Annotated in this window: 22 protein-coding genes and 4 pseudogenes; 7 read left to right on the forward strand and 19 right to left on the reverse strand. The window is 53.4% G+C overall.

Going from position 1 to position 17587, the window contains the following annotated elements; translation table 11 throughout:
- The first annotated feature begins 7 nt into the window (after positions 1-7).
- From DXA15_RS14150 to DXA15_RS14175, 6 genes and pseudogenes are all read left to right on the forward strand, one after another.
- Positions 8-424: a PcfK-like family protein gene (locus DXA15_RS14150; RefSeq protein ID WP_004291533.1), complete on the forward strand. Its 417-nt coding sequence runs from the start codon at positions 8-10 to the stop codon at positions 422-424.
- A complete protein-coding gene (locus DXA15_RS14155) occupies positions 421-1752 on the forward strand; it encodes a PcfJ domain-containing protein (RefSeq protein WP_004291532.1) in 1332 nt (443 codons plus the stop codon). Before DXA15_RS14150 ends, DXA15_RS14155 begins: the two co-directional genes overlap by 4 nt.
- Before the next feature lie 24 nt (positions 1753-1776).
- A pseudogene (locus DXA15_RS14160) lies at positions 1777-2033 on the forward strand (hypothetical protein).
- A gap of 19 nt (positions 2034-2052) precedes the next feature.
- Complete coding sequence (locus DXA15_RS14165) at positions 2053-2286, forward strand: DUF3873 domain-containing protein (protein WP_004304291.1); 234 nt, start codon at positions 2053-2055, stop codon at positions 2284-2286.
- Complete coding sequence (locus DXA15_RS14170; RefSeq protein WP_005783104.1) at positions 2226-2528, forward strand: hypothetical protein; 303 nt, start codon at positions 2226-2228, stop codon at positions 2526-2528. Before DXA15_RS14165 ends, DXA15_RS14170 begins: the two co-directional genes overlap by 61 nt.
- 53 nt (positions 2529-2581) lie before the next feature.
- The gene (locus tag DXA15_RS14175) at positions 2582-2890 is read left to right on the forward strand and encodes a hypothetical protein (RefSeq protein ID WP_004304290.1); all 309 of its coding nucleotides are present in this window, start codon (positions 2582-2584) and stop codon (positions 2888-2890) included.
- Between the two features lie 33 nt (positions 2891-2923).
- Here the strand turns inward: DXA15_RS14175 and DXA15_RS28035 are convergent, their stop codons facing one another.
- From DXA15_RS28035 to DXA15_RS14265, 19 genes and pseudogenes are all read right to left on the reverse strand, one after another.
- Complete coding sequence (locus DXA15_RS28035; protein ID WP_004291527.1) at positions 2924-3313, reverse strand: hypothetical protein; 390 nt, start codon at positions 3311-3313, stop codon at positions 2924-2926.
- Between the two features lie 64 nt (positions 3314-3377).
- Positions 3378-3905 carry a hypothetical protein gene (locus DXA15_RS14185; RefSeq protein ID WP_004291526.1) on the reverse strand — a complete coding sequence of 176 codons (528 nt, stop codon included), beginning with the start codon at positions 3903-3905 and terminating at the stop codon, positions 3378-3380.
- Between the two features lies 1 nt (position 3906).
- Positions 3907-4404 (reverse strand): annotated as a pseudogene (locus DXA15_RS14190) (DUF3872 domain-containing protein); the annotation flags it as partial.
- Positions 4401-5303, reverse strand: a complete 903-nt coding sequence (locus tag DXA15_RS14195; RefSeq protein WP_004291524.1) for a toprim domain-containing protein — start codon at positions 5301-5303, stop codon at positions 4401-4403. The pseudogene DXA15_RS14190 and the gene DXA15_RS14195, both read right to left, overlap by 4 nt.
- A 7-nt stretch (positions 5304-5310) precedes the next feature.
- Positions 5311-5885, reverse strand: a pseudogene (locus DXA15_RS14200) (conjugal transfer protein TraO).
- 2 nt (positions 5886-5887) lie between these two features.
- Complete coding sequence (traN, locus tag DXA15_RS14205; RefSeq protein WP_004291522.1) at positions 5888-6874, reverse strand: conjugative transposon protein TraN; 987 nt, start codon at positions 6872-6874, stop codon at positions 5888-5890.
- A 34-nt stretch (positions 6875-6908) separates the two neighbouring features.
- Complete coding sequence (traM, locus tag DXA15_RS14210) at positions 6909-8261, reverse strand: conjugative transposon protein TraM (RefSeq protein WP_004291521.1); 1353 nt, start codon at positions 8259-8261, stop codon at positions 6909-6911.
- Positions 8242-8550: a TraL conjugative transposon family protein gene (locus tag DXA15_RS25535; RefSeq protein ID WP_004291520.1), complete on the reverse strand. Its 309-nt coding sequence runs from the start codon at positions 8548-8550 to the stop codon at positions 8242-8244. Before DXA15_RS25535 ends, traM begins: the two co-directional genes overlap by 20 nt.
- A 6-nt stretch (positions 8551-8556) precedes the next feature.
- Complete coding sequence (gene traK, locus DXA15_RS14215; protein ID WP_004291519.1) at positions 8557-9180, reverse strand: conjugative transposon protein TraK; 624 nt, start codon at positions 9178-9180, stop codon at positions 8557-8559.
- Between the two features lie 31 nt (positions 9181-9211).
- The gene (traJ, locus tag DXA15_RS14220; protein ID WP_004291518.1) at positions 9212-10216 is read right to left on the reverse strand and encodes a conjugative transposon protein TraJ; all 1005 of its coding nucleotides are present in this window, start codon (positions 10214-10216) and stop codon (positions 9212-9214) included.
- 3 nt (positions 10217-10219) lie between these two features.
- Positions 10220-10849, reverse strand: coding sequence for a DUF4141 domain-containing protein (locus tag DXA15_RS14225; RefSeq protein ID WP_004304283.1), 630 nt, complete (start codon positions 10847-10849; stop codon positions 10220-10222).
- Positions 10850-10872: 23 nt separating this feature from the next.
- Positions 10873-11252 (reverse strand): annotated as a pseudogene (locus DXA15_RS14230) (DUF3876 domain-containing protein).
- A gap of 40 nt (positions 11253-11292) precedes the next feature.
- Positions 11293-13797, reverse strand: coding sequence for a TraG family conjugative transposon ATPase (locus DXA15_RS14235; protein ID WP_004291515.1), 2505 nt, complete (start codon positions 13795-13797; stop codon positions 11293-11295).
- Positions 13794-14126: a DUF4133 domain-containing protein gene (locus tag DXA15_RS14240; protein ID WP_004291514.1), complete on the reverse strand. Its 333-nt coding sequence runs from the start codon at positions 14124-14126 to the stop codon at positions 13794-13796. The genes DXA15_RS14235 and DXA15_RS14240 overlap by 4 nt, the downstream gene beginning before the upstream one ends.
- A 10-nt stretch (positions 14127-14136) precedes the next feature.
- Positions 14137-14454: a DUF4134 domain-containing protein gene (locus DXA15_RS14245; protein WP_002560983.1), complete on the reverse strand. Its 318-nt coding sequence runs from the start codon at positions 14452-14454 to the stop codon at positions 14137-14139.
- A gap of 201 nt (positions 14455-14655) precedes the next feature.
- Positions 14656-15384, reverse strand: coding sequence for a hypothetical protein (locus DXA15_RS14250; protein ID WP_004304280.1), 729 nt, complete (start codon positions 15382-15384; stop codon positions 14656-14658).
- A 16-nt stretch (positions 15385-15400) separates the two neighbouring features.
- Positions 15401-15754: a DUF3408 domain-containing protein gene (locus tag DXA15_RS14255; RefSeq protein ID WP_004291505.1), complete on the reverse strand. Its 354-nt coding sequence runs from the start codon at positions 15752-15754 to the stop codon at positions 15401-15403.
- 2 nt (positions 15755-15756) lie between these two features.
- Positions 15757-16197, reverse strand: a complete 441-nt coding sequence (locus DXA15_RS14260) for a DUF3408 domain-containing protein (protein ID WP_004291503.1) — start codon at positions 16195-16197, stop codon at positions 15757-15759.
- A gap of 2 nt (positions 16198-16199) precedes the next feature.
- On the reverse strand, positions 16200-17126 hold the full coding sequence (locus tag DXA15_RS14265) for a ParA family protein (RefSeq protein ID WP_005783105.1): 927 nt from the start codon (positions 17124-17126) through the stop codon (positions 16200-16202).
- Between DXA15_RS14265 and DXA15_RS26575 the strand changes: the two genes are divergently transcribed.
- A complete protein-coding gene (locus DXA15_RS26575) occupies positions 17125-17289 on the forward strand; it encodes a hypothetical protein (protein WP_196029218.1) in 165 nt (54 codons plus the stop codon). The genes DXA15_RS14265 and DXA15_RS26575 overlap by 2 nt on opposite strands.
- Positions 17290-17587: the final 298 nt, after the last annotated feature.

The raw sequence follows: 17587 nt of genomic DNA on the forward strand, positions 1-17587 counted from the left end.
CAGCGATATGAAAGGAACAGACCATTTCAAGAGAACGATATATATGTACTTGGAACAGCGTGCGGAGGAAGATGCGCTATTTGCAAAGAAGTACCGCAACCCTGCCAAGAACATGGACGAGTGCGTGACCCACATTCTGAACTATGTGCAGAAAAGCGGTTGCAACGGTTTCACGGACGGAGAGATATTCGGGCAAGCCATCCACTACTATGAGGAAAACGAGATAGAGGTGGGCAAACCGATGGACTGCCAAGTGGTTGTGAACCACGTTGTGAAACTCACGGCAGAGGAAAAGGCGGAGGCACGTCAGAACGCTGTCCGCAAATACCAAGAGGAGGAACTCCGCAAGTTGCAGAACCGCCACAGACCGTCAGCGAGAAAAGAAAACCAACCCCAACCCTCATTATTTGATTTAGGCTTATGAAACCGAAGACCAAGATACAGAAAGAGGTGGCAAGACTTTCCGCCAACCTTCGCCCCATATCAGCGACACAAATAGATTGGGCATACCGCCACTGCGTTGAGCATATCGGCTACCGCACCAAGAAAGGGAACATCACCTGTTCCGACTGCGGTCACGAGTGGCACAGCGACAGCGGACTATGCGACACCCTTGAAGGCTGCACCTGCCCCAAATGCCATGCCGAACTCAAAGTGCAGGACACACGCAGACGCATCTACAAGGAAACGCAGAATTTCAGCGTGATAACCACCTGCAAAGGGTATCAGGTAATCCGCGTGGCGCAGGTCAGATGCGAGAGCAGGAAAGGCGAACCGATGCGTTTCTACTGCCACGAGGTCGTGCAGCGTTGGATTTCACCCGACGGCAAGGTTACGGACATGGCGTTGCTCCGTGGCTTCCTTTTCTGCTATTGCGATGTGTGGGCATTAGGCAGCGATATGGAGGTAAGACCGCACAACAGCCTATACGATGATGTGGTGGCAAGAAGCTGTGCATATCCAAAGATGAGGATATTGCCCCAACTCAGACGTAACGGCTTCAAGGGCGATTTCCACGGCATCTCCCCCGTGCGTCTTTTCAAAGCCTTGCTTTCAGACCCAAGAATTGAAACCCTTATGAAAGGCGGTGAGATTGAGGTCATGAAACACTTTCTTTTCAATACCCGTACTGCCGATGAATGTTGGGCATCATATCTGATTGCCAAGCGTCACAAGTATCAGATAGACAACCTCTCAATGTGGTGCGACTATCTGCGTATGCTCAAAAAACTCGGTCAAGACCTCCGTAACCCGAAGAACATCTGTCCCGAAGATTTCATGGCGGCACACGACAACGCAACCCGAAAAATTGAAGCCATACACGAGAAGGAAAGAGCCGCAGAGCAACGCCGTTGGGAGATTGAAAGGCGTGAGCGTGAGCAACAGCGACAACTCCAACGAAAGAAAGATGCGGAGGATTTCATCGCCAACAAATCCAAATTCTTCGGCTTGGTAATCACGGACGAGGAAATAATCGTCAAGGTGCTTGAAAGCATAGACGAGTATTACAACGAGGGCAAGACGCAGGGCATCTGCGTGTTTGGCAGTGGATACTACAAGAAAGCCGACACCCTCATACTATCGGCAAGGATTGGCGATGAGATTATTGAAACCGTAGAGGTGGACTTGCGAACCCTCGAAGTGGTGCAGTGCCACGGCAAGCACAACCAGGACACCGAATATCACGAGCGCATCATAGACCTTGTGAACAAGAACGCCAACCTTATCCGTGAGCGGATGAAAGCGGCATAGCATAACCCCTAAAACAACATTGATATGGAAGTAAGAATTGAAAGTATGATTTGTGTGTGGATGATGCAATCCCCACGATGTTCCTTGAATTTGTGAACCTCCTCACTCTCACAACGAGTGAGGGGGAATTGAGAAAGAGCGTAAAGGAGTTTGCCGAGAAGCACGAACTTGACAAGTTTTTCCTTTACGGCTTCGGCTCACACCATTTCTACCTGCACCAACGCTACACAAGCAACCCCGAAATGGTGATGAAGAACAGAGTTCTGTCAGTACATTTTTAACCATCTAAAAAGCAACATTATGACAACACGAATGACCATCAACGGAGTAAGCACCTGCGCGGAAGCAGGTACGGAGAAATACGAGCGTTTCCAATCGGGTATCGGAAGACGCAGGCGGACACTTGTGCAGTACGACTACCGCCACCCCATAGACAGAGAATTGTTCTCTTGTGTCAAACCCACGTTGGACGAGTGCCGAGCCGCACGGGACAAGTGGCTGAACGCAAAGAAGGGAAAGGAGGACAGACTATGAACACGACCTATCAAACGCTGATAGTCAAGTTCAGCGAACCTATCACGGCATTGGACGGTATCTTTGACGATACCGGAGCGTGGGGAACGGACACCCTCAAGGGGTGGATAGATGATTACGAAAGCACACGTTTCACCGCCACCGACAGCCATACGGCAGTCATCACGAGCGAGTACAATATGGAATGTGTGAAAGAGTGGCTACAACGGCAGACCCCCATTTCCGAAATGCGAGAATTTTGAACGGGATGGCGGTGTCCGCACCGCCAATACTTAAAACCCTAAAAACAAAAGATATGATAGCCAAGACGATATTACAGCAGATAGGCGGAAAACGCTTCACCGCCATGACAGGTAGCCGTGATTTCATAGATATGGGCAACGGCTTACGGATGAGCCTTGCAAGGAACAAAACAAGTGCCAACCGCCTTGACATCATCTATGACGAAGGGGCAGACCTCTACAATATGCGCTTCTACCGCAGGACGTTCAGCAAAAAGACCTTTGAGTGCAAGACAAAGGACATTGCCGTACACGAGGGTATCTATTTTGATATGCTGGAGGAAATGTTCACGATGGTGACGGGACTTTACACACGCTTTTGAGTGGCGGGGCGGCGAGAGCCGCCCTACTTTCTTTCAGTGAGCATGATGGCGGACAAAGAAAGTAGCAAAGAAACCTTTGTCCAATCTGCGATAACTAAAAAATCCGCAAGTAAAACTTGCGGAGGCTATATATTGGGTCGTTATTTTTTGGTGGAGGGGAATGATAATCTCGAACCGTTGAACTACACATTTCTGCTTCGTCTCCATTTCCCCCAACGATTTGATACGTTCAATCATTTTTGTTGTTCCTTTCTGAATTTTCCTAAATACTTTCTTCATAATTTCGCTATACTTTTTATGGTTAATAACTATGTTTTGTATTGCTCTCACAACACTTACAACTTGAAGTGTTATTTGGAAACCGATAGGCAAAAATGGCTCAACGATGTCAATTAACGAGAAAATCCTACGATAATCTATCAAGTGATAGAGCAAAAGACGTGCCAAGTTAAATATGGCACGTCTTTTGCCAGTTTTGTCAGTCCTTTTATGGGATATACAACAGCGCAAACTCCGCCTTTCTCCGTTTGAGCAGCATGGCGTGGCGTTTTCCTTTGTAGTTGCAGAAGGCTATATACTCACGGTAGATGTTCCTGTCACCAGCTTCCAGCTTCTTGATTAAGGTGCTTTTGGGGATTGTTTTGCTGCCTAACAGCTTCGCCGGTCCCACATTGTAAGCTAACGTGCCAAGCAAAATCGAATCAACCCCGAATTTACGGAACATGGCGACAAATTTGCGCAGGTCTTTCCGCAAAAGTTCATCCGCATCCCGTTTTGTCATGGTTCGTGCCGAATACTTCTCGTTTGGCAAAAGTTTGTGACCCCAACCGACGTATGGGTAGTGTTTTTCTGAGTGCCAGCCTTCAAAGTAGCGGCAGCATAAAAAAGCACGTTCCATAAGCGGCAGTCGGTAGATTGCCGCCTGCCCGTCCGTTCCCTCTTGGCGGCTGATCTGCGCGGACACAGAACAGACCGTCAGAAGTGAACAGAGCATTGTCATGAATACACGCATCATTCAACAAGGGGCTGAAGTTGCCGATGGGAACGATGGTAAGATCGTCGTCCTTTACATTCCTGTTGTTGAAGTCAAATTCCAGTTCGTAGGAGTTGCTAAAGTTATCCTCCACCACCACGATGAAATTATGCGCCTCATCACCCGCCGCCGTGTAGTACAGGCGGAATTTTTCGTTCTCCAGCAGGTAGCGGTCGTTAGGCAGGAAGGTGATGCCGTTATCCATTTTGAGCGAGCCTTCCCCCTCGAACTGGAAATAGCGGATGGTATAGAGCGTACCCGAAAAGTCGCCCTCCTTTTTCAGTTCACAGCGGATTTCCACTGTCTGCCCCTTTACTACCTTGTTCGGCACGGGCATGACCTCCACCGTGAAGGGATAGGACTGCTGGATGTCCATGTCATCGTCACATGACACGAGGGTGAATGACATGGCGGCTATCAGGCATAACGCCACTGCCTTGAATATTGATGTTCTCTTGTTTCTGTTGTTCAGTATGTTCATTGTTCTTCGATTTTTAGATGGTTGTTTTTCTGTTTTTTCGTTGTCAGTTGCAGGTACTCGTTCAAGTCCTTGCAACCGTCATAGAGGGAGGAACGGTCGGTGACACGTTCCCCGTATCGCATGGTAAGTGCGGCAAGCGTCCGCCGTCCGGCTTCGTCACGGTCGAGGAAGCAGCCGATGCGCCCGTATCCGTCCAGCAATCCCGCCGCCTTCTCCACGTTGGCGACTGAGTTCAGCACAAGACAGTCAGCGTTACCGGTTACACCAAGCGTCACGGCAGAGAGAAAGTCCATGAAGCCCTCGAACACGAGGCACTCGTCAGCCGGGATGTCATTCGCCTTTACCAGTGATACAGACTTCGGAGGTATGCAACCCTTGAAATATCGGCTTCTGACTTCATAGCCACCTGCCATGTTCGGAAAGCCAACGGCAAAATACCGTTTCCCACGCACACCGTAGTTCAAGCGGCAGCAGTGACGGGATGCGATGGCGTAAGGGATGCCCCGTTCCTCTAAATACTCCGTCAGCAGTGAGCGGAGCAGCGGAGCGACCTCCACATCCTCAAAAACGGATTCGGTCGGCTTCGAGAGATAGACGGGCTTTTCCCATCCGGCAACCGTCATATTGGCGGCTTCCGCTATGAACTTCGCTTGCTTCATGAAGTCATCGCTTTGCAGAAACTCCCCGGCAAGCGTGAAGATGTCGCCGCCCTTGCCCAAACCGAAGTCGTACCAGAGCTGTTTCGCCACGTTCACACGGAAAGAGGATGTGCGCTCGCCCCTGTACGGGGCAAGATACCACAGCTCGTTACCGCTCCTTCTGACAGGCTCATGCCCCAGCCGTGCGAGAAAATCCGCAAGCGGCATCCTTCTGACAGCATCTATTTCCGTCCTTTCCATGCCCGTGTCAGTTGATGATGAACTTGATACCGACCCCGAACTGCGTGTGGAACTTCCGTGTGTCGCCACCCCAAAGGCAACGCTCCCGCAGGTTGGCAAGCAGGGCGATACGGTCTGCCACGTAACACTCCACATCGAGCGTCAGCGCACCGCCGTAGATGAAGGCGTCCCGGTCGTGCAGCGTGGAGCCGTCATGCAGCACCTTCTTCCCCCAATTTACCGCCTCATATCCGGCGAGAGCCGAAGCCCCGGCATAGACGAAAACAATCTTTCGGGCGTCCGACAGTATCTTGAAGTAATAGCCGCCCTCCGCCGTGAACTGCGCCACGGGTATCTTGGTGTCCTTGTAGGGATTGTTCTTCAACAGGTATTCGCCACCGAACACCCACTTGTTCCCCTTCTTCGTGTAGGTGGAGAGAGCCGCCCCGAAGCTGTACCCGCCGTCCTTGCCGCCGAGATTGAAGCCGTCCGCCATGTCCGCCCTCACCTCGATGCCCTGCATCTTCGGCAGACACCGCTGGGCGTGCGCCTGCCCTGTAAAAGGGCAAGCGACGCGATGATTATTGCGATGTACTTTCTCATGGTCAGCGTACTTGAAGTTCGTTGATGGTACCCGCGCGTACCAAATCCTCGTTCTCAATCACGAAGGACTGGTGACGGCCGCCGTTCTTCTCGTTCAATTCCACCACGAGGCACTTGTCATCGGGGATGGTGAACTTCGCCATCGTGAAGACCGTGCGCTCGCTCTTTTTGCCCGGCACGAGGGTGGCGTAGTTCTGCGCGCGGAGCGGCAGAATAATCTGCTCCTGCACGGCAGTACGCTTCGCAACCTTCTTGTCCACGATTTTCCAAGTGATGTAGTCCACATCGAAAGGCACGTTGCTCTGGTTCTTTATCTCCGTGTGGAAATAAAGCAAGCCGTTGTGCGTGTAGATGCCTTTCAACAGGTATTGGATGCCGAAACGCTTGCAGCCGATATGCTTCACCTCGCGCTTGTTCTGTTTGTGGATGGACTTCATGATAAGGCGCACCAGCATCGGGCTTTCGCTGCCCAGCTCTTTCAGATAGATTTCCTGCGCGTTGTTCGGGCGGTTCACCGTGCTGCCGTCATGGATGAAGTCGCACATCTCCACGTTGAGCAACAGCGGTTCGGCGGCGTACTTCACGTTGAAGGTGTAGAAACTGCCGTCCTCCGTGATGACGGACATATTCGTTTCGTTGGGAAAATTCCTTACGGTAGCCTTCACACGGATGATGTTCTCCGCTCCGTCGGCTTTCCCGGCAATCAGGTCGGGCGAGCCTAAATCGACATAGCGCACCTCCGCCGGAAAAATGACGTGGACGGTCTTGTCGTAGGTCACTTCCAGACCGTGCGGCGGTATCATGCGGTCGAAGGTCAGCTTGCGTGACAGCCCGTGATATAGGTCGCCGTCCGCCTCCTTCTGCGGATAGACCTCCTTCGTCAAGGTCGGTTGTTCACTTCCGTTGGTCGTTTCAACGGTTACATTCTCCTGCGCGTTGGCAGTTATGATGCCCATAGCGAGGGCAAACATGATGATTACTTTTCTCATTACTTTTGGATTTTAGTGGTAATTTTTATTGTTTTCAATATTTTTCTTGGTAAAGCATGACCCTGTACCCGGCTTTCAGATGCACCTTGACGGTTCGCATCTTTTTGGCGATGTACTGGCTCGTGCCTTGTATCAGCCCCTTGCCCAAGTCGGAGGCGAGCTGCGCCCCGGCATTGGTGGAGATGTTGATGCTGCTTCCCAGCGAGCCGCCCATGTTGGCGGCGACCTCCCGGACGGCGTTCATCTCCATCGAGTTCGGGATGAAGATGCCGGGCTGTCCGTCCGTGTCATAGACCGCAAGCTCCACGGGGATAATCGTGCCGTCGTATTCCAGCGAGGTAATCTCGATGTCGAGCCGCTCACCCTGTATCTTGCCCGTGCCGACCACCACCGCACCCCGGGGTATTGTCCTGCCTGCCACCGCCATAGGCTCCAGCAGGCGCAGCCTTACCGTCTGCCCGTCCGTCACGCTCTGCGCCCCATGCACGCACGCCGGTATGGTGTTCCTGTCCAATACCTCCGCCGTGCCGACAGCCGTGTTGAAACCCCGGTTGCGTTCCTGCGATAAGGCGGCGACAAACTCCGCGTTACTCATAGGCTGTGAGAGTGAAGAAACTACTTGATGCTCCACCTGTCTGATAGGCATTGCCTTGTTCTTCTTCCCTTTCTGCACGGTAGTTGGCTCTGCCCTCTGTTCCGCCGATGGCTGTCCTCCGTTCTGACCGCCCATGTACTTTGCCGCCAGCTCGTAGGACTTCTCCATAAGAGCCACCTGCTCGTCCATAGAGGAAGCCTTGCCCCTCTCGCTTTCCAGTTCCGACTCCAGCGATGCGATGCGCTCCAACAATTCGTCCATCTCCGCATTGTCGTTTTTCGGCTGGTCGTAGAAGTTTCCGAGCGTGGCGTTCAGGTCACGGTAGGCGGCTGCGGAGGACTGGATGGTCTGCGGCGTGGCTGGCTTTGCCCTTTCTTCCTTGCCGCCCGGATTGGCGAGGTCGAAGTCCACTCCGTTCTCCGTTCCCGCTATCTCGCGGTCGAACATGTCGCCCAGCTGCCCGATGGCACGGTTGCGGCTCTCCTGACGCTCTTCCATCTCCCCATGCTCGTAGGCTTTCAGCTTGTCGCCGATAATCTGCCGGTTCGCCTTGTCAGCGTCGGGCATCTCGGTGTTGTATCCGTCCGTTCCCGGCGGTTGCTCCTTGCCGGAGGACGGGGCGAATATCAGCCACATCGCCCCGATGAACACCAACACCATAGCGGGCAGCACGATCATCTTCTGCCGTTTCAGCCGTTGCGCCTCTGTCAGCGGTTCGCGCTCCTTTTTCGGTTTCCCCGTTTCGGGAGCAGCTTTGTTCTCTTTCGTCGGTTCATTCTTTGTCTGTTCCATATAAATAAGGTGTTAAGTGATTGCCTGTTTCCGCCGGGGTCGGCAGTTCCACCCGTCCGGCGTGTCCCGTTTCCATATGTGAGCCGTCGTTCCTGCCGATGTCATAGACGGCTCTGCCGAAGGTGTAAAGGGCAAGCACCGCGAAGGCGGCGAACATCCCCAGCACGATGCGGCGGCGTGTTTCCGGCGGCAAGCCGTCCAGATACCCTTTGAGACTTGCCGCCAAGCGTTTCCGTTTGTCGTGGAGTTTCCAATACATGCCCCACATTGATTTTCTGATACTTTTCATGTCCTGTTACCGTTTGATAGTCTGTAAATCCTTGTTCTCAATGATGGTGAAACCCTCGATGGTAAAACCGTTCGGGTTGTCATCCGACCGCGATGCGTTCAGCAGGCGGCAGGTGGTCACGAGGCTGCGCTCGGTGACGTTGCTCTGCCGGATGATTTTCTGTGTGGCGTAGGTCACGGCACGGTAGGGATAGGCGTTGAAGTCGCACACCACGCTGTCCACCTTCAGCACTTGGTTGATGTTCCCGGCGATGATGCGGTTGTAGTACCCCTTCTCCGCGAAGTCCGAATAATAGTGGTACACGCTCTTGTCCGCCAGCAGCAAGGCACGTTTCACGTTGTGTTCAATCGCGCTTTTTTCAGGTGATAGCGTGAAGAACATCTCGTGGAAACGGCGCACATGTTCCCGTGCCTCCGCCGGGCGGTTCTGCGACAAATCCTGAGACAAGGCGAGCATCAGGCTCTTGCCGTTGTCCAGCACATAGATTTTCTCCCGTTGCTTCTCTGCGAAACGGTAGGAGTTCCACACGCTCCACACCGTCACCACGGCGCACAGCGAGAGGAAGACGATACCGAACAGGCGTATCTGCCTGAACGACGATTCGATGTTTCTAAGTGATTTGAATTCCATTTATATTTTCCAATTTATGATTGCACATTGATTATTTCAGCAATTTGCCGACACGTCCGACTGCGTTTCCTGCGGCTGCACCCGCCACGCTGCCCGCCATGCTTCCGGCTCGTCCCGCCATCTGGTTCACGTTGCGACCGTAACCGCCCATGCCTCCGGCTTGGATAATCCAGCCCGCAACGGTGGGAATGGTAAAGTAGCCGATGATGCCGATGCAGAGGAATACGATATACACCCCGTCGCTCGAATCCAGCGAGAAGTTCGGGTCTGCCTGCATCCGCTCGATGTCGTTTTGCAGCATCAGAACCTGTATCTTCGCCAGTATGGTGCTGAACATGTCCGATACCGGTAGCCACAGATAGACCTGTATATAGCGGCATATCCACTGCGTGAGCGTGTTTTGGAAACCGTCCCATACCGACAGGGCGAAGGCTATCGGACCGAGAATCGCCAGCACCACGAGAAAGAAGGTGCGGACGGTGTCTATCACGAGGGCGGCGGCTTGGAACAGCAGTTCGAGTATCTCGCGGAAGAAGTCGCGGATGCTCTTCTTCATGTTGTACATTCCCCGGTCGATATACATTCCCGCCATCGTCACCATGTCGGAGGGCGACCAGCCGAGTTCCTCCAGTTGCTTGTCAAATTCCTCGTTGGACACGAGGTAGGCGGTTTCGGGGTTGCGTACCATCGCCTCGTATTCCAGTTTGTCCTTCTGCTCCCGGTATCGGTTCATGTCCAGCGTTTCCGCCTCCAGCATCTTTGCCGTGCCCTGTACGACGGGTGAGAGGATGCTGTTTATCGTGCCCAGCACCACAGTCGGGAAGAACATGATGCACAGACCGATGGCAAAAGGACGGAGCATCGGGAATACGTCTATCGGTTCAGCTCTCGCCAGCGACTGCCATACCCGGTAGGCGACGTAGAACAGCGCACCCAGCCCGGCGATGCCTTTCGCCACACCAGCCATGTCCCCACACAGCGGCATCATCTGCTCATAAAGTGAACGTAAAATCTGATGAAGGTTGTCGAACTTCATAGGCTACCAGTATCTTTCGTTCATGTTCCCGTACAGCCCCATGATGCGGTCGAGGTCGTTCTTCTTTTTCGCACGCAGGTAACTCACGGAGATGTTCTTGTTCGTGTAGTAGCTCACGAGGTTGCGGTAACGCTTCATCTTCGAGTGGCAGCGTTCCACCACGTCCATGCGCTCCTTGTCGGTCATGGAGAGCGTGGTGATGTTCACCACGTTCCTGAGTTCCGTCAACACTTCGTTGCTTTCCTCCAGCAGTTTCGTGTAGCCGAAAGCGATTGCGGAAAGCTCTTCGGGTCTGAAATTCCCGTCACGGAGCATCCGTTGGAAACTGTTCACATAGATGTCTGTGATGTCGCCCACCATCAGGATGGTCTGCTGCACCTTGCGGGCGTCCTTGACCAGATTGTTCACCGATTTGAGGGCATCGTAATACTTCTTGCCCTGCTGATAGATTTTCACCGTCTCCTGAAAGTTGCTCACCATGTTCGTGGCGGTCTTGGAGGTATGGATGATGTTTTTGGAGGCATTGATGATGCCCTGCGCTAGATTGCCCGGATCGCTTACGACCCACTGTGCGCTTGCCCTGCCCGCGAAAAGCAGGCACAGGCAGATAATCATTGTTATTCTTGTTCTCATGTTACTTTGGATTTTAGTGGTTGTTATTCTTCGGTCGGATGTCCCGGCTGCGGCTTCACCCGCACATAGTCCCCGTTTGGCGAGAAAGTCAGCACATCCGTGGCCTCGTTGTAGGACACGTCGATGCGGAAGCCGGTGTTCATGAACAGGTTGCCGTTCTCCTCCTGCAAGAGATAGGTTTCCGGCTTGAGCTTGCGGCGCAGACCGCTACGACGGAACACCGTCACTTTGTAGCTTCGCCCTCCTTGTAGATAAGCACGTCAGGTTTTCCCTCCACGCTCTCCCAGTTCCCGCACAGCATGTCGCGGCGGTTGTCGGCCACGTCGCAGGATTGCAGCATCATGACCGCCAATCCGATAAGGCACTTGCTGACTTGCAGCATTTTCACTTTTGGTAAATTCATACGCGTTTTTCTTTTTTGGTTGATACATTCTGTTTTTTAGTTATTCCTTGTTTCTCCGCCTTTCGGCAAGCTGCCGGATGGCGGCTTCGATGTCGTCGCCCAGCTTCTCCGCCAGACGGTAAACCTCCACTTTTTCCGTTTCCTCGGTGGTGTACGCCAGATACTCTTCCGCGCTGACCTCCGTGGCATAGACCGCCGACTGCGTGCCGCCCAAGCCTATCCACACCTCCTTGTAGAGCCGTGAAGGGTTGTTCGCCATGTTGATGGAGAGTATCTGCGACTTCTCCTTTTCCGTCAGTCCGAGCAACGCCTGTATCTGGTCGAACTTGTTCATATATTTCCTTTGGTCAAGCAGGATTTTACAATCCGAGTTGTTGATAATGCTCTCTTTGACCACCGGAGAACTGATAATGTCGTCCACCTCCTGCGTCACCACGATTGCCTCGCCGTAATATTTTCTGACCGTCTTATACATATAGCGCAGATATTCAGCCATGTTCGCCGATGAGAGGGCCTTCCAAGCCTCTTCCACGATAAGCTGTTTCCGCACGCCTTTCAGCCGCCGCATCTTGTTGATGAAGGCTTCCATGATGATGATGGTCACGACGGGGAACAGTTCGCGGTTTTCTTTAATCGAATCTATCTCGAAGACGATGAACCGCTTGCCGAGCAGGTCGATGTTCTCCGTGGAGTTGAGCAGGAAATCGTAACGCCCGCCCCGGTAATACTGCCGCATGGTGGTGAGCATGTTGTCGATGTTGAAGTCGGACTTCTCCACCTTGATGTCACGCTGTGCCAGTTCCTTGCGGTAGTCGTCACGCATATACTCGTAGAAGGTGTTGAACGACGGCACGATGCTACGGTCGGATTGGATGCGCTCAATATAGGCACTCACGGCACTGCCCAGCTCGCCGCTCTCCGTCTTTGTCACCTTGTCGTCCTCCGACTTCCAGAGCGTCAGCAACAGGGTCTTGATGCTGTCCTTCTTCTCCACGTCGAAGATGTAATCGTCGGTGTAGAACGGGTTGAAGCTGATGGGCTTATCTTCCGTGTAGGTGAAATACACACCGTCCGCTCCGCCTGTCTTGCGTCGGATCATGCCGCACAAGCCCTGATAGGAGTTTCCCGTGTCCACCAATACCACATGTGCGCCTTGCTCATAATATTGGCGCACGAGGTGGTTCATGAAGAAAGACTTGCCGCTGCCCGAAGGACCCAGCACGAACTTGTTGCGGTTGGTCGTGATACCTCGCTTCATGGGCAGGTCGGAGATGTCAAGGTGCAGCGGTTTTCCCGTGAGCCTGTCCACCATCTTGATGCCGAAGGGCGAGAGCGAGCTGCGGTAGTTGGTTTCCTCTGTGAACAGGCACACCGCCTGTTCGATGAAGGTGTGGAAACTCTCTTCCGCCGGGAAGTCCGCCGCATTGCCGGGTATCGCCGCCCAGTAGAGTGTCGGGCAGTCGATGGTGTTGTGGCGCGGCACGCATTCCATGCTTGCCAACTGGCTGCCCACGTCGTTCTTGATATGCTTCAGTTCCTCCGCATCGTCGCTCCACGCCATGACGTTGAAGTGTGCCCGTACCGAGGTCAGTCCGTAGGAATGGGCTTCGTTCAGGTATTGGTCTATCCACTCGCGGTTGATGCTGTTGCTCCTTGAATAGCGAGATAGCGACTGCATGTTACGGGCGGACTTCTCGAACTTCTGCAAGGTTTCCTCACTGTTGTCTATCAGCACATACTGGTTGTAGATATGGTTGCAGGAGAGCAGAAGCCCCACCGGGGAGGCGAATGACAGTCGGCAGTCACTCCGGTCGGTGGAGAGCTTCTCGTAACGGGTGTCGGTAGCCACCTTGCCCGGCAGGTCTTCCGCGTCGGAGAGGGTGTGCAGACACAGGCGGTTGTCGCCGATGCGCATCTCCCTTGCCGAAAGCTCGATGTCCTGCAAGGTGGTGTCACCTTCCGGCATGAGCGAGAAGTAGCGTTCAATAAGTCCCGTCTTTCCCTCAGTACCCACAATCTCATCGGTGGAGAGGCGGCGCAGCCTGACAAGCCCGCTGTCGTTCATGATGCGCTCGAACTGTTCGCAGGCTTCCAAGAACTTGGTCGTGGTTTCCCTGTCCAGCTCCTTCGGGATGATATGTCCCCGGCACAGCGTGCTGAAATTGCTCTGCATCCGGTTACGCTCCTTTGTTGTCTTGGTCAGGTAGAGGTAGCAGGTGTGTTTCAGGTACGGACGCTCGTTGAAGTGACGCTCGAAAGAGCGGCTTAAAAAGCTCATGTCGTCCTTCTGAAGCTCCGGTTTGTAGCGTTCCTTGATGAACCAGTCCTGTTTGTGGACGACGGAGTAGTCCGGCAGCACCTTGATAGCCTTGCACCAGCAACTGTGTATCGCCTCGTACTCCGCACCCGTCACGGTGTAAAGTTCCGGTAGTTCCACCTCGAAAGCCACCGTGATGTCGGCGTCCTTTGAGATGATGCAGCCATGCTCCACCGCTAAAAGTGGGAACCTGTTTTCCAGTGTTGTCATTTTCGATGTATTCCTCATTGTCTTTCTTCCTTTCGTTGTCGTTTGAACAGACGGGTTATCCGCCGCCGGTTGATAAGGTATCGGGGATGGCTCCGTGCCGCTCCTAATTTCATCAGCCCGTGTTCACCGTACCGGGCGTTCAGCGCGAAGGTCTGCCATACAAGGAGGGAGGACGATGCCGCGCCGAAGCCGATACATATCCACTGGTCGATACCGACCATGTAGAGGATGACGAACAGGACGAAGAGAGCCAGCAGACCTCCGCAGAAGATGAAGAGGTACTGTGCCTTCAAGCCCTTGAACTCTACCGGACGGCCGATACCCTTGTTGATTGGGTATTCAGCCATACATTATTTATTAAAGGAAGAATGAGCGCAGGATGGTGGCGGCAACAATCAGGAAGATGCACGCGCCGAACCACGAGGCGGCTGTCTTGCTGGTGTCGGGGTCGCCCGATGAAAACTTGCCGTACACTTTTACGCCCCCGATAAGCCCGACGACTGCACCGATGGCGTATATCAGTTTAGTTCCGGGGTCGAAATAAGAACTCACCATAGAGGTGGCTTCGTTGATGCCCGCGATGCCGTTTCCCTGCGCGAAAGCGGAGGCGGTTGCGGCGATGACAAGTGCCGCGGAGAGGATTGCTTTTCTGTTTTTCAAGATGTTCTTGTTCATAAACTGTTCTTGTTTTTTGCCGTCAAAAGGGTGGATGGTCCTTTGTCGGGCGGTTGATACTTTGTTTCTTTACTTTGGTTTTAGTGGATGCCCGTTTGTTTCCACGGACGTGGGCGTGTCCGTTGCGGATGGGGATGCGCCTTGCGTTTCCTCGCCGCGTGGGTTGATGTCATTCTTTCATGTTCATTTCTTTTATTGTTGTCATACATAGTTGCGAATGTCGAACTCCTCGATGTTGTCCGGCACGACGAACTCCTTTTCAGATTTCTTCAGCCGAATCTCGATAAGCCCCTTGATGCGGATGCCTATCTCCGAAGAGCCTTCCATCATTTTCTCGTACAACTCCGTGCCCTCCATGTCGGTGAACACCTTAGCCGCCTTTTCACGTTCCGCCTGTGTCGCGTCCGGGTTTTTGGCGGTCTTGCAGGCGTCGTCAATCTCGTCAAAGCTGCTGCCCGAAGCCCGTGGCGTGTCCGAGGCGTCCTCTTCCGGTTCGTCGTCCCCGTATCCCAGTTCCTCCGGCGGTATGCTCGTGAAGGTCTCATCGAGTTTTTCCTCCGGGACTTGTGCCGGGCGGGATGCGTTTCCCGTTTTTCCGTCGTCAAAAGTAGCCTCTTCCTCCGACAGCTCAATGCCTTTTTCAATAGTGGCGGCTTCTTGCGTCGGTATGGCAGCGGTTGTCCGGGTGGATGCCATCCTGAAACGGCTCTTGCCGATGATGTCCGCCTTTTCCGCAGGGACTTCCTCGTGTGCCGCTATGCGTTTAGCCTCATTCCCGTCCAGTGACCGCCATAATCCGACAATGCCCTTGAAGAAGCGGACAATCCGCGTGTCCATGATGCGCTCGTAAAGGAGCAGGAACAGGAACCAGAGGTTGCAGCCGACCGATACCGCCAGCAGAATGTCTGTCATGCTGATTGTGTAATTCATATCCTTCCGTTTTTGGTTAGAATACTGAATTGTAATTTCGGGCATAAAGGCTCTTTATCGCATCTTCGCACTGGTTGAAGTGGTGCGTCAGCACATGGTCGATGTAAGCGGACAGCGTAAGCCGGTCATGCCCGATTACACGGGTGATACGCATGATACGCTCGTGGTACTCCGGGCGCACATACGCCATCTTCCCCTCACGTGCCTTTACTTCCGGGTCGCGGATGAACAGGCGTTCATAGTCCTTCTCACTGCATTTGCCGCTTACCGGGACAGGCGACAGTATTTCCACACTCGCCTGCACTTGGGTAAACATACCTCCGCAGTCTTGCTGTGGTCTTTTTTCATTCGGTGTCATTTCTTTTTCCATTTTCAAATCAGATCTTCACGTTGTTTCTTGTACAGTTCGTTGATTCTCTCCTTGTGCTGTTCCAGATGCTGGCGCAGCACGGTATCCACATATCCGCCTACTGAGATTTCCCCTCCGGCGATGTCGTTCACGATTCTGAGGATCTTGCCGTGGACGTCACGGCTGATATAGACACATTGGCGGGTCTTTATCTCGTTGCGGCGCAGGAATAGCTCGTTGTAGTCCTCGTCCTGCCTTTTCCGGCGTCCACTTTCCCTCTGCGCTTTTTCCCGTGTTACGGGTTGCACAGGAGATGGTTCCGGTGCGGCGGTGTCCTCTTCGGTCGGTGCAGCTGCGGGTACTTCCTGTGCGGGGCGCAGTGTCCCGTCCTGTGTGCGCCGCCCGATGGAGGCTAACAGCAGTTCCTCGTCGATGCCTTCCGTGTTCACTTTCCTGCTGCCCATGCTCACTGCGGTCTGATGATGTCGCTTATCTCTTCGGAAAACTCCCGGATGCCACTCCCTTTCAGCAGTGCCGTGTCCATCGGGAAGATGGTGGAGCGGAAAACGCTCTTGCGCTCTTCCGAAAGGTCACGGCGGAACTTCTTGCTGTCGGGCAAGCGGGTGGAAAGTACCGGAAAGCCCATTTCGGCTATCACTTCCTCGTAGATGCCGTACAAGTCGTTCCTCTCCCTGCCGTCCACCATCGTCCAGAACAGATGCAGCCCCTTTGTTTTCGCCTGTCCGGTAGTCATCAGCCTGTCGCGGAACATCGTGACGAATTTCAGGGTACTCTCCACGACAAAGCGGTCGGCACTCAGCGGAGTGAAAATGTAGTCCATCTGCGAGAGCGTCTTTATCACGCCGTTGCTTCGGAGTGTGCCGGGCATGTCGAAGAACACCACGTCGGGTTTCACGTCCTCAGTGGCAATCATCCTCTCGGCATCGTCGAGGGCGTTCACCGCATTGCTTTTGACGATGGTGTAGGCGTTCTTTTTGATCCGGCGGAAATGGTCGCAAGCGAGAGCCTTGAAGTAGGTGCTGCTGTCGATAAGCCCCATTTCGTGTTCGCGCAGCCCGTGGATGCTGTGCTGCGGGTCGTCGCAGTCCACGACGGCGACATTGTAGCCTTTCACGTTGTGCAGGTAGCTGGCGGCAAGTGCCGTGACAGTGGATTTGCCGATGCCACCTTTCTGTGTTGCGAATGCAACGAAGATTTCCTTACTCATAGTTCCATTTATTTTAATTGTTGATGATTTGTTTTTCTGTTTCCATACGGATTTGGCTGTCGCACCATCCGCTTCCGTGACTACACACGCAGGCGGGTCGTCGCGTATCCGGTTCTGTGGTGAAGCGGTGCGTCGGACAAATGGTGATTGACGACATTGCGTCATGAAGTCATTGAATCCATACGTCACCGAATTGTCGGAGAACCGGGTTTCCGACGGTTCGGGTATCCGTTTCGGCAAGTATCCGAAGAAGCGGATTTCCGGGTATTTGAATGTTCCGTTTATCATATCTTCAAATCGTTCGTTTCTTGAATCATGCTGCAAATAAACAAGTATATTTTGGAACCTGTATCACTTCTCCGGCAAGTGGCGGCACGTTGCGCCGGTTGGCAGTCATTGACCGGGTCAAGCATCTGTCCGATACCGCTTTAAGGGCGTAACTTTGCACCCGGACAGCAGGGTTCGCCGATGACGCGCGGCCCGGAGTCCTGAAAGGTATTTTCCCAATCCGTCCCCTGACGGATTTTTATGTTCACCTGAACATAGCAAGATGTCTTTTCAGCCGCTCAAAATATTTTGAGCAGCCACGAAAAGCACTTGCCCTTGCAGGGGGCGGGCTTTCCCTC

Origin of the sequence: Parabacteroides sp. AM58-2XD, assembly GCF_003463685.1 — a bacterium.
GTDB lineage: Bacteria > Bacteroidota > Bacteroidia > Bacteroidales > Tannerellaceae > Parabacteroides > Parabacteroides segnis.

Bases quoted from the DNA above. Each gene is read 5' to 3' on its own strand.
- DXA15_RS14150 (WP_004291533.1), top strand. From the start codon at position 8: ATGAAAGGAACAGACCATTTCAAGAGAACGATATATATGTACTTGGAA.
- DXA15_RS14155 (WP_004291532.1), top strand. From the start codon at position 421: ATGAAACCGAAGACCAAGATACAGAAAGAGGTGGCAAGACTTTCCGCC.
- DXA15_RS14165 (WP_004304291.1), top strand. From the start codon at position 2,053: ATGACAACACGAATGACCATCAACGGAGTAAGCACCTGCGCGGAAGCA.
- DXA15_RS14175 (WP_004304290.1), top strand. From the start codon at position 2,582: ATGATAGCCAAGACGATATTACAGCAGATAGGCGGAAAACGCTTCACC.
- DXA15_RS14185 (WP_004291526.1), bottom strand. From the start codon at position 3,905: ATGATGCGTGTATTCATGACAATGCTCTGTTCACTTCTGACGGTCTGT.
- DXA15_RS14195 (WP_004291524.1), bottom strand. From the start codon at position 5,303: ATGGAAAGGACGGAAATAGATGCTGTCAGAAGGATGCCGCTTGCGGAT.
- traN (WP_004291522.1), bottom strand. From the start codon at position 6,874: ATGAGAAAAGTAATCATCATGTTTGCCCTCGCTATGGGCATCATAACT.
- traM (WP_004291521.1), bottom strand. From the start codon at position 8,261: ATGGAACAGACAAAGAATGAACCGACGAAAGAGAACAAAGCTGCTCCC.
- DXA15_RS25535 (WP_004291520.1), bottom strand. From the start codon at position 8,550: ATGAAAAGTATCAGAAAATCAATGTGGGGCATGTATTGGAAACTCCAC.
- traK (WP_004291519.1), bottom strand. From the start codon at position 9,180: ATGGAATTCAAATCACTTAGAAACATCGAATCGTCGTTCAGGCAGATA.
- traJ (WP_004291518.1), bottom strand. From the start codon at position 10,216: ATGAAGTTCGACAACCTTCATCAGATTTTACGTTCACTTTATGAGCAG.
- DXA15_RS14225 (WP_004304283.1), bottom strand. From the start codon at position 10,849: ATGAGAACAAGAATAACAATGATTATCTGCCTGTGCCTGCTTTTCGCG.
- DXA15_RS14235 (WP_004291515.1), bottom strand. From the start codon at position 13,797: ATGAGGAATACATCGAAAATGACAACACTGGAAAACAGGTTCCCACTT.
- DXA15_RS14240 (WP_004291514.1), bottom strand. From the start codon at position 14,126: ATGGCTGAATACCCAATCAACAAGGGTATCGGCCGTCCGGTAGAGTTC.
- DXA15_RS14245 (WP_002560983.1), bottom strand. From the start codon at position 14,454: ATGAACAAGAACATCTTGAAAAACAGAAAAGCAATCCTCTCCGCGGCA.
- DXA15_RS14250 (WP_004304280.1), bottom strand. From the start codon at position 15,384: ATGAATTACACAATCAGCATGACAGACATTCTGCTGGCGGTATCGGTC.
- DXA15_RS14255 (WP_004291505.1), bottom strand. From the start codon at position 15,754: ATGGAAAAAGAAATGACACCGAATGAAAAAAGACCACAGCAAGACTGC.
- DXA15_RS14260 (WP_004291503.1), bottom strand. From the start codon at position 16,197: ATGGGCAGCAGGAAAGTGAACACGGAAGGCATCGACGAGGAACTGCTG.
- DXA15_RS26575 (WP_196029218.1), top strand. From the start codon at position 17,125: ATGAAGTCATTGAATCCATACGTCACCGAATTGTCGGAGAACCGGGTT.
- DXA15_RS14265 (WP_005783105.1), bottom strand. From the start codon at position 17,126: ATGACGCAATGTCGTCAATCACCATTTGTCCGACGCACCGCTTCACCA.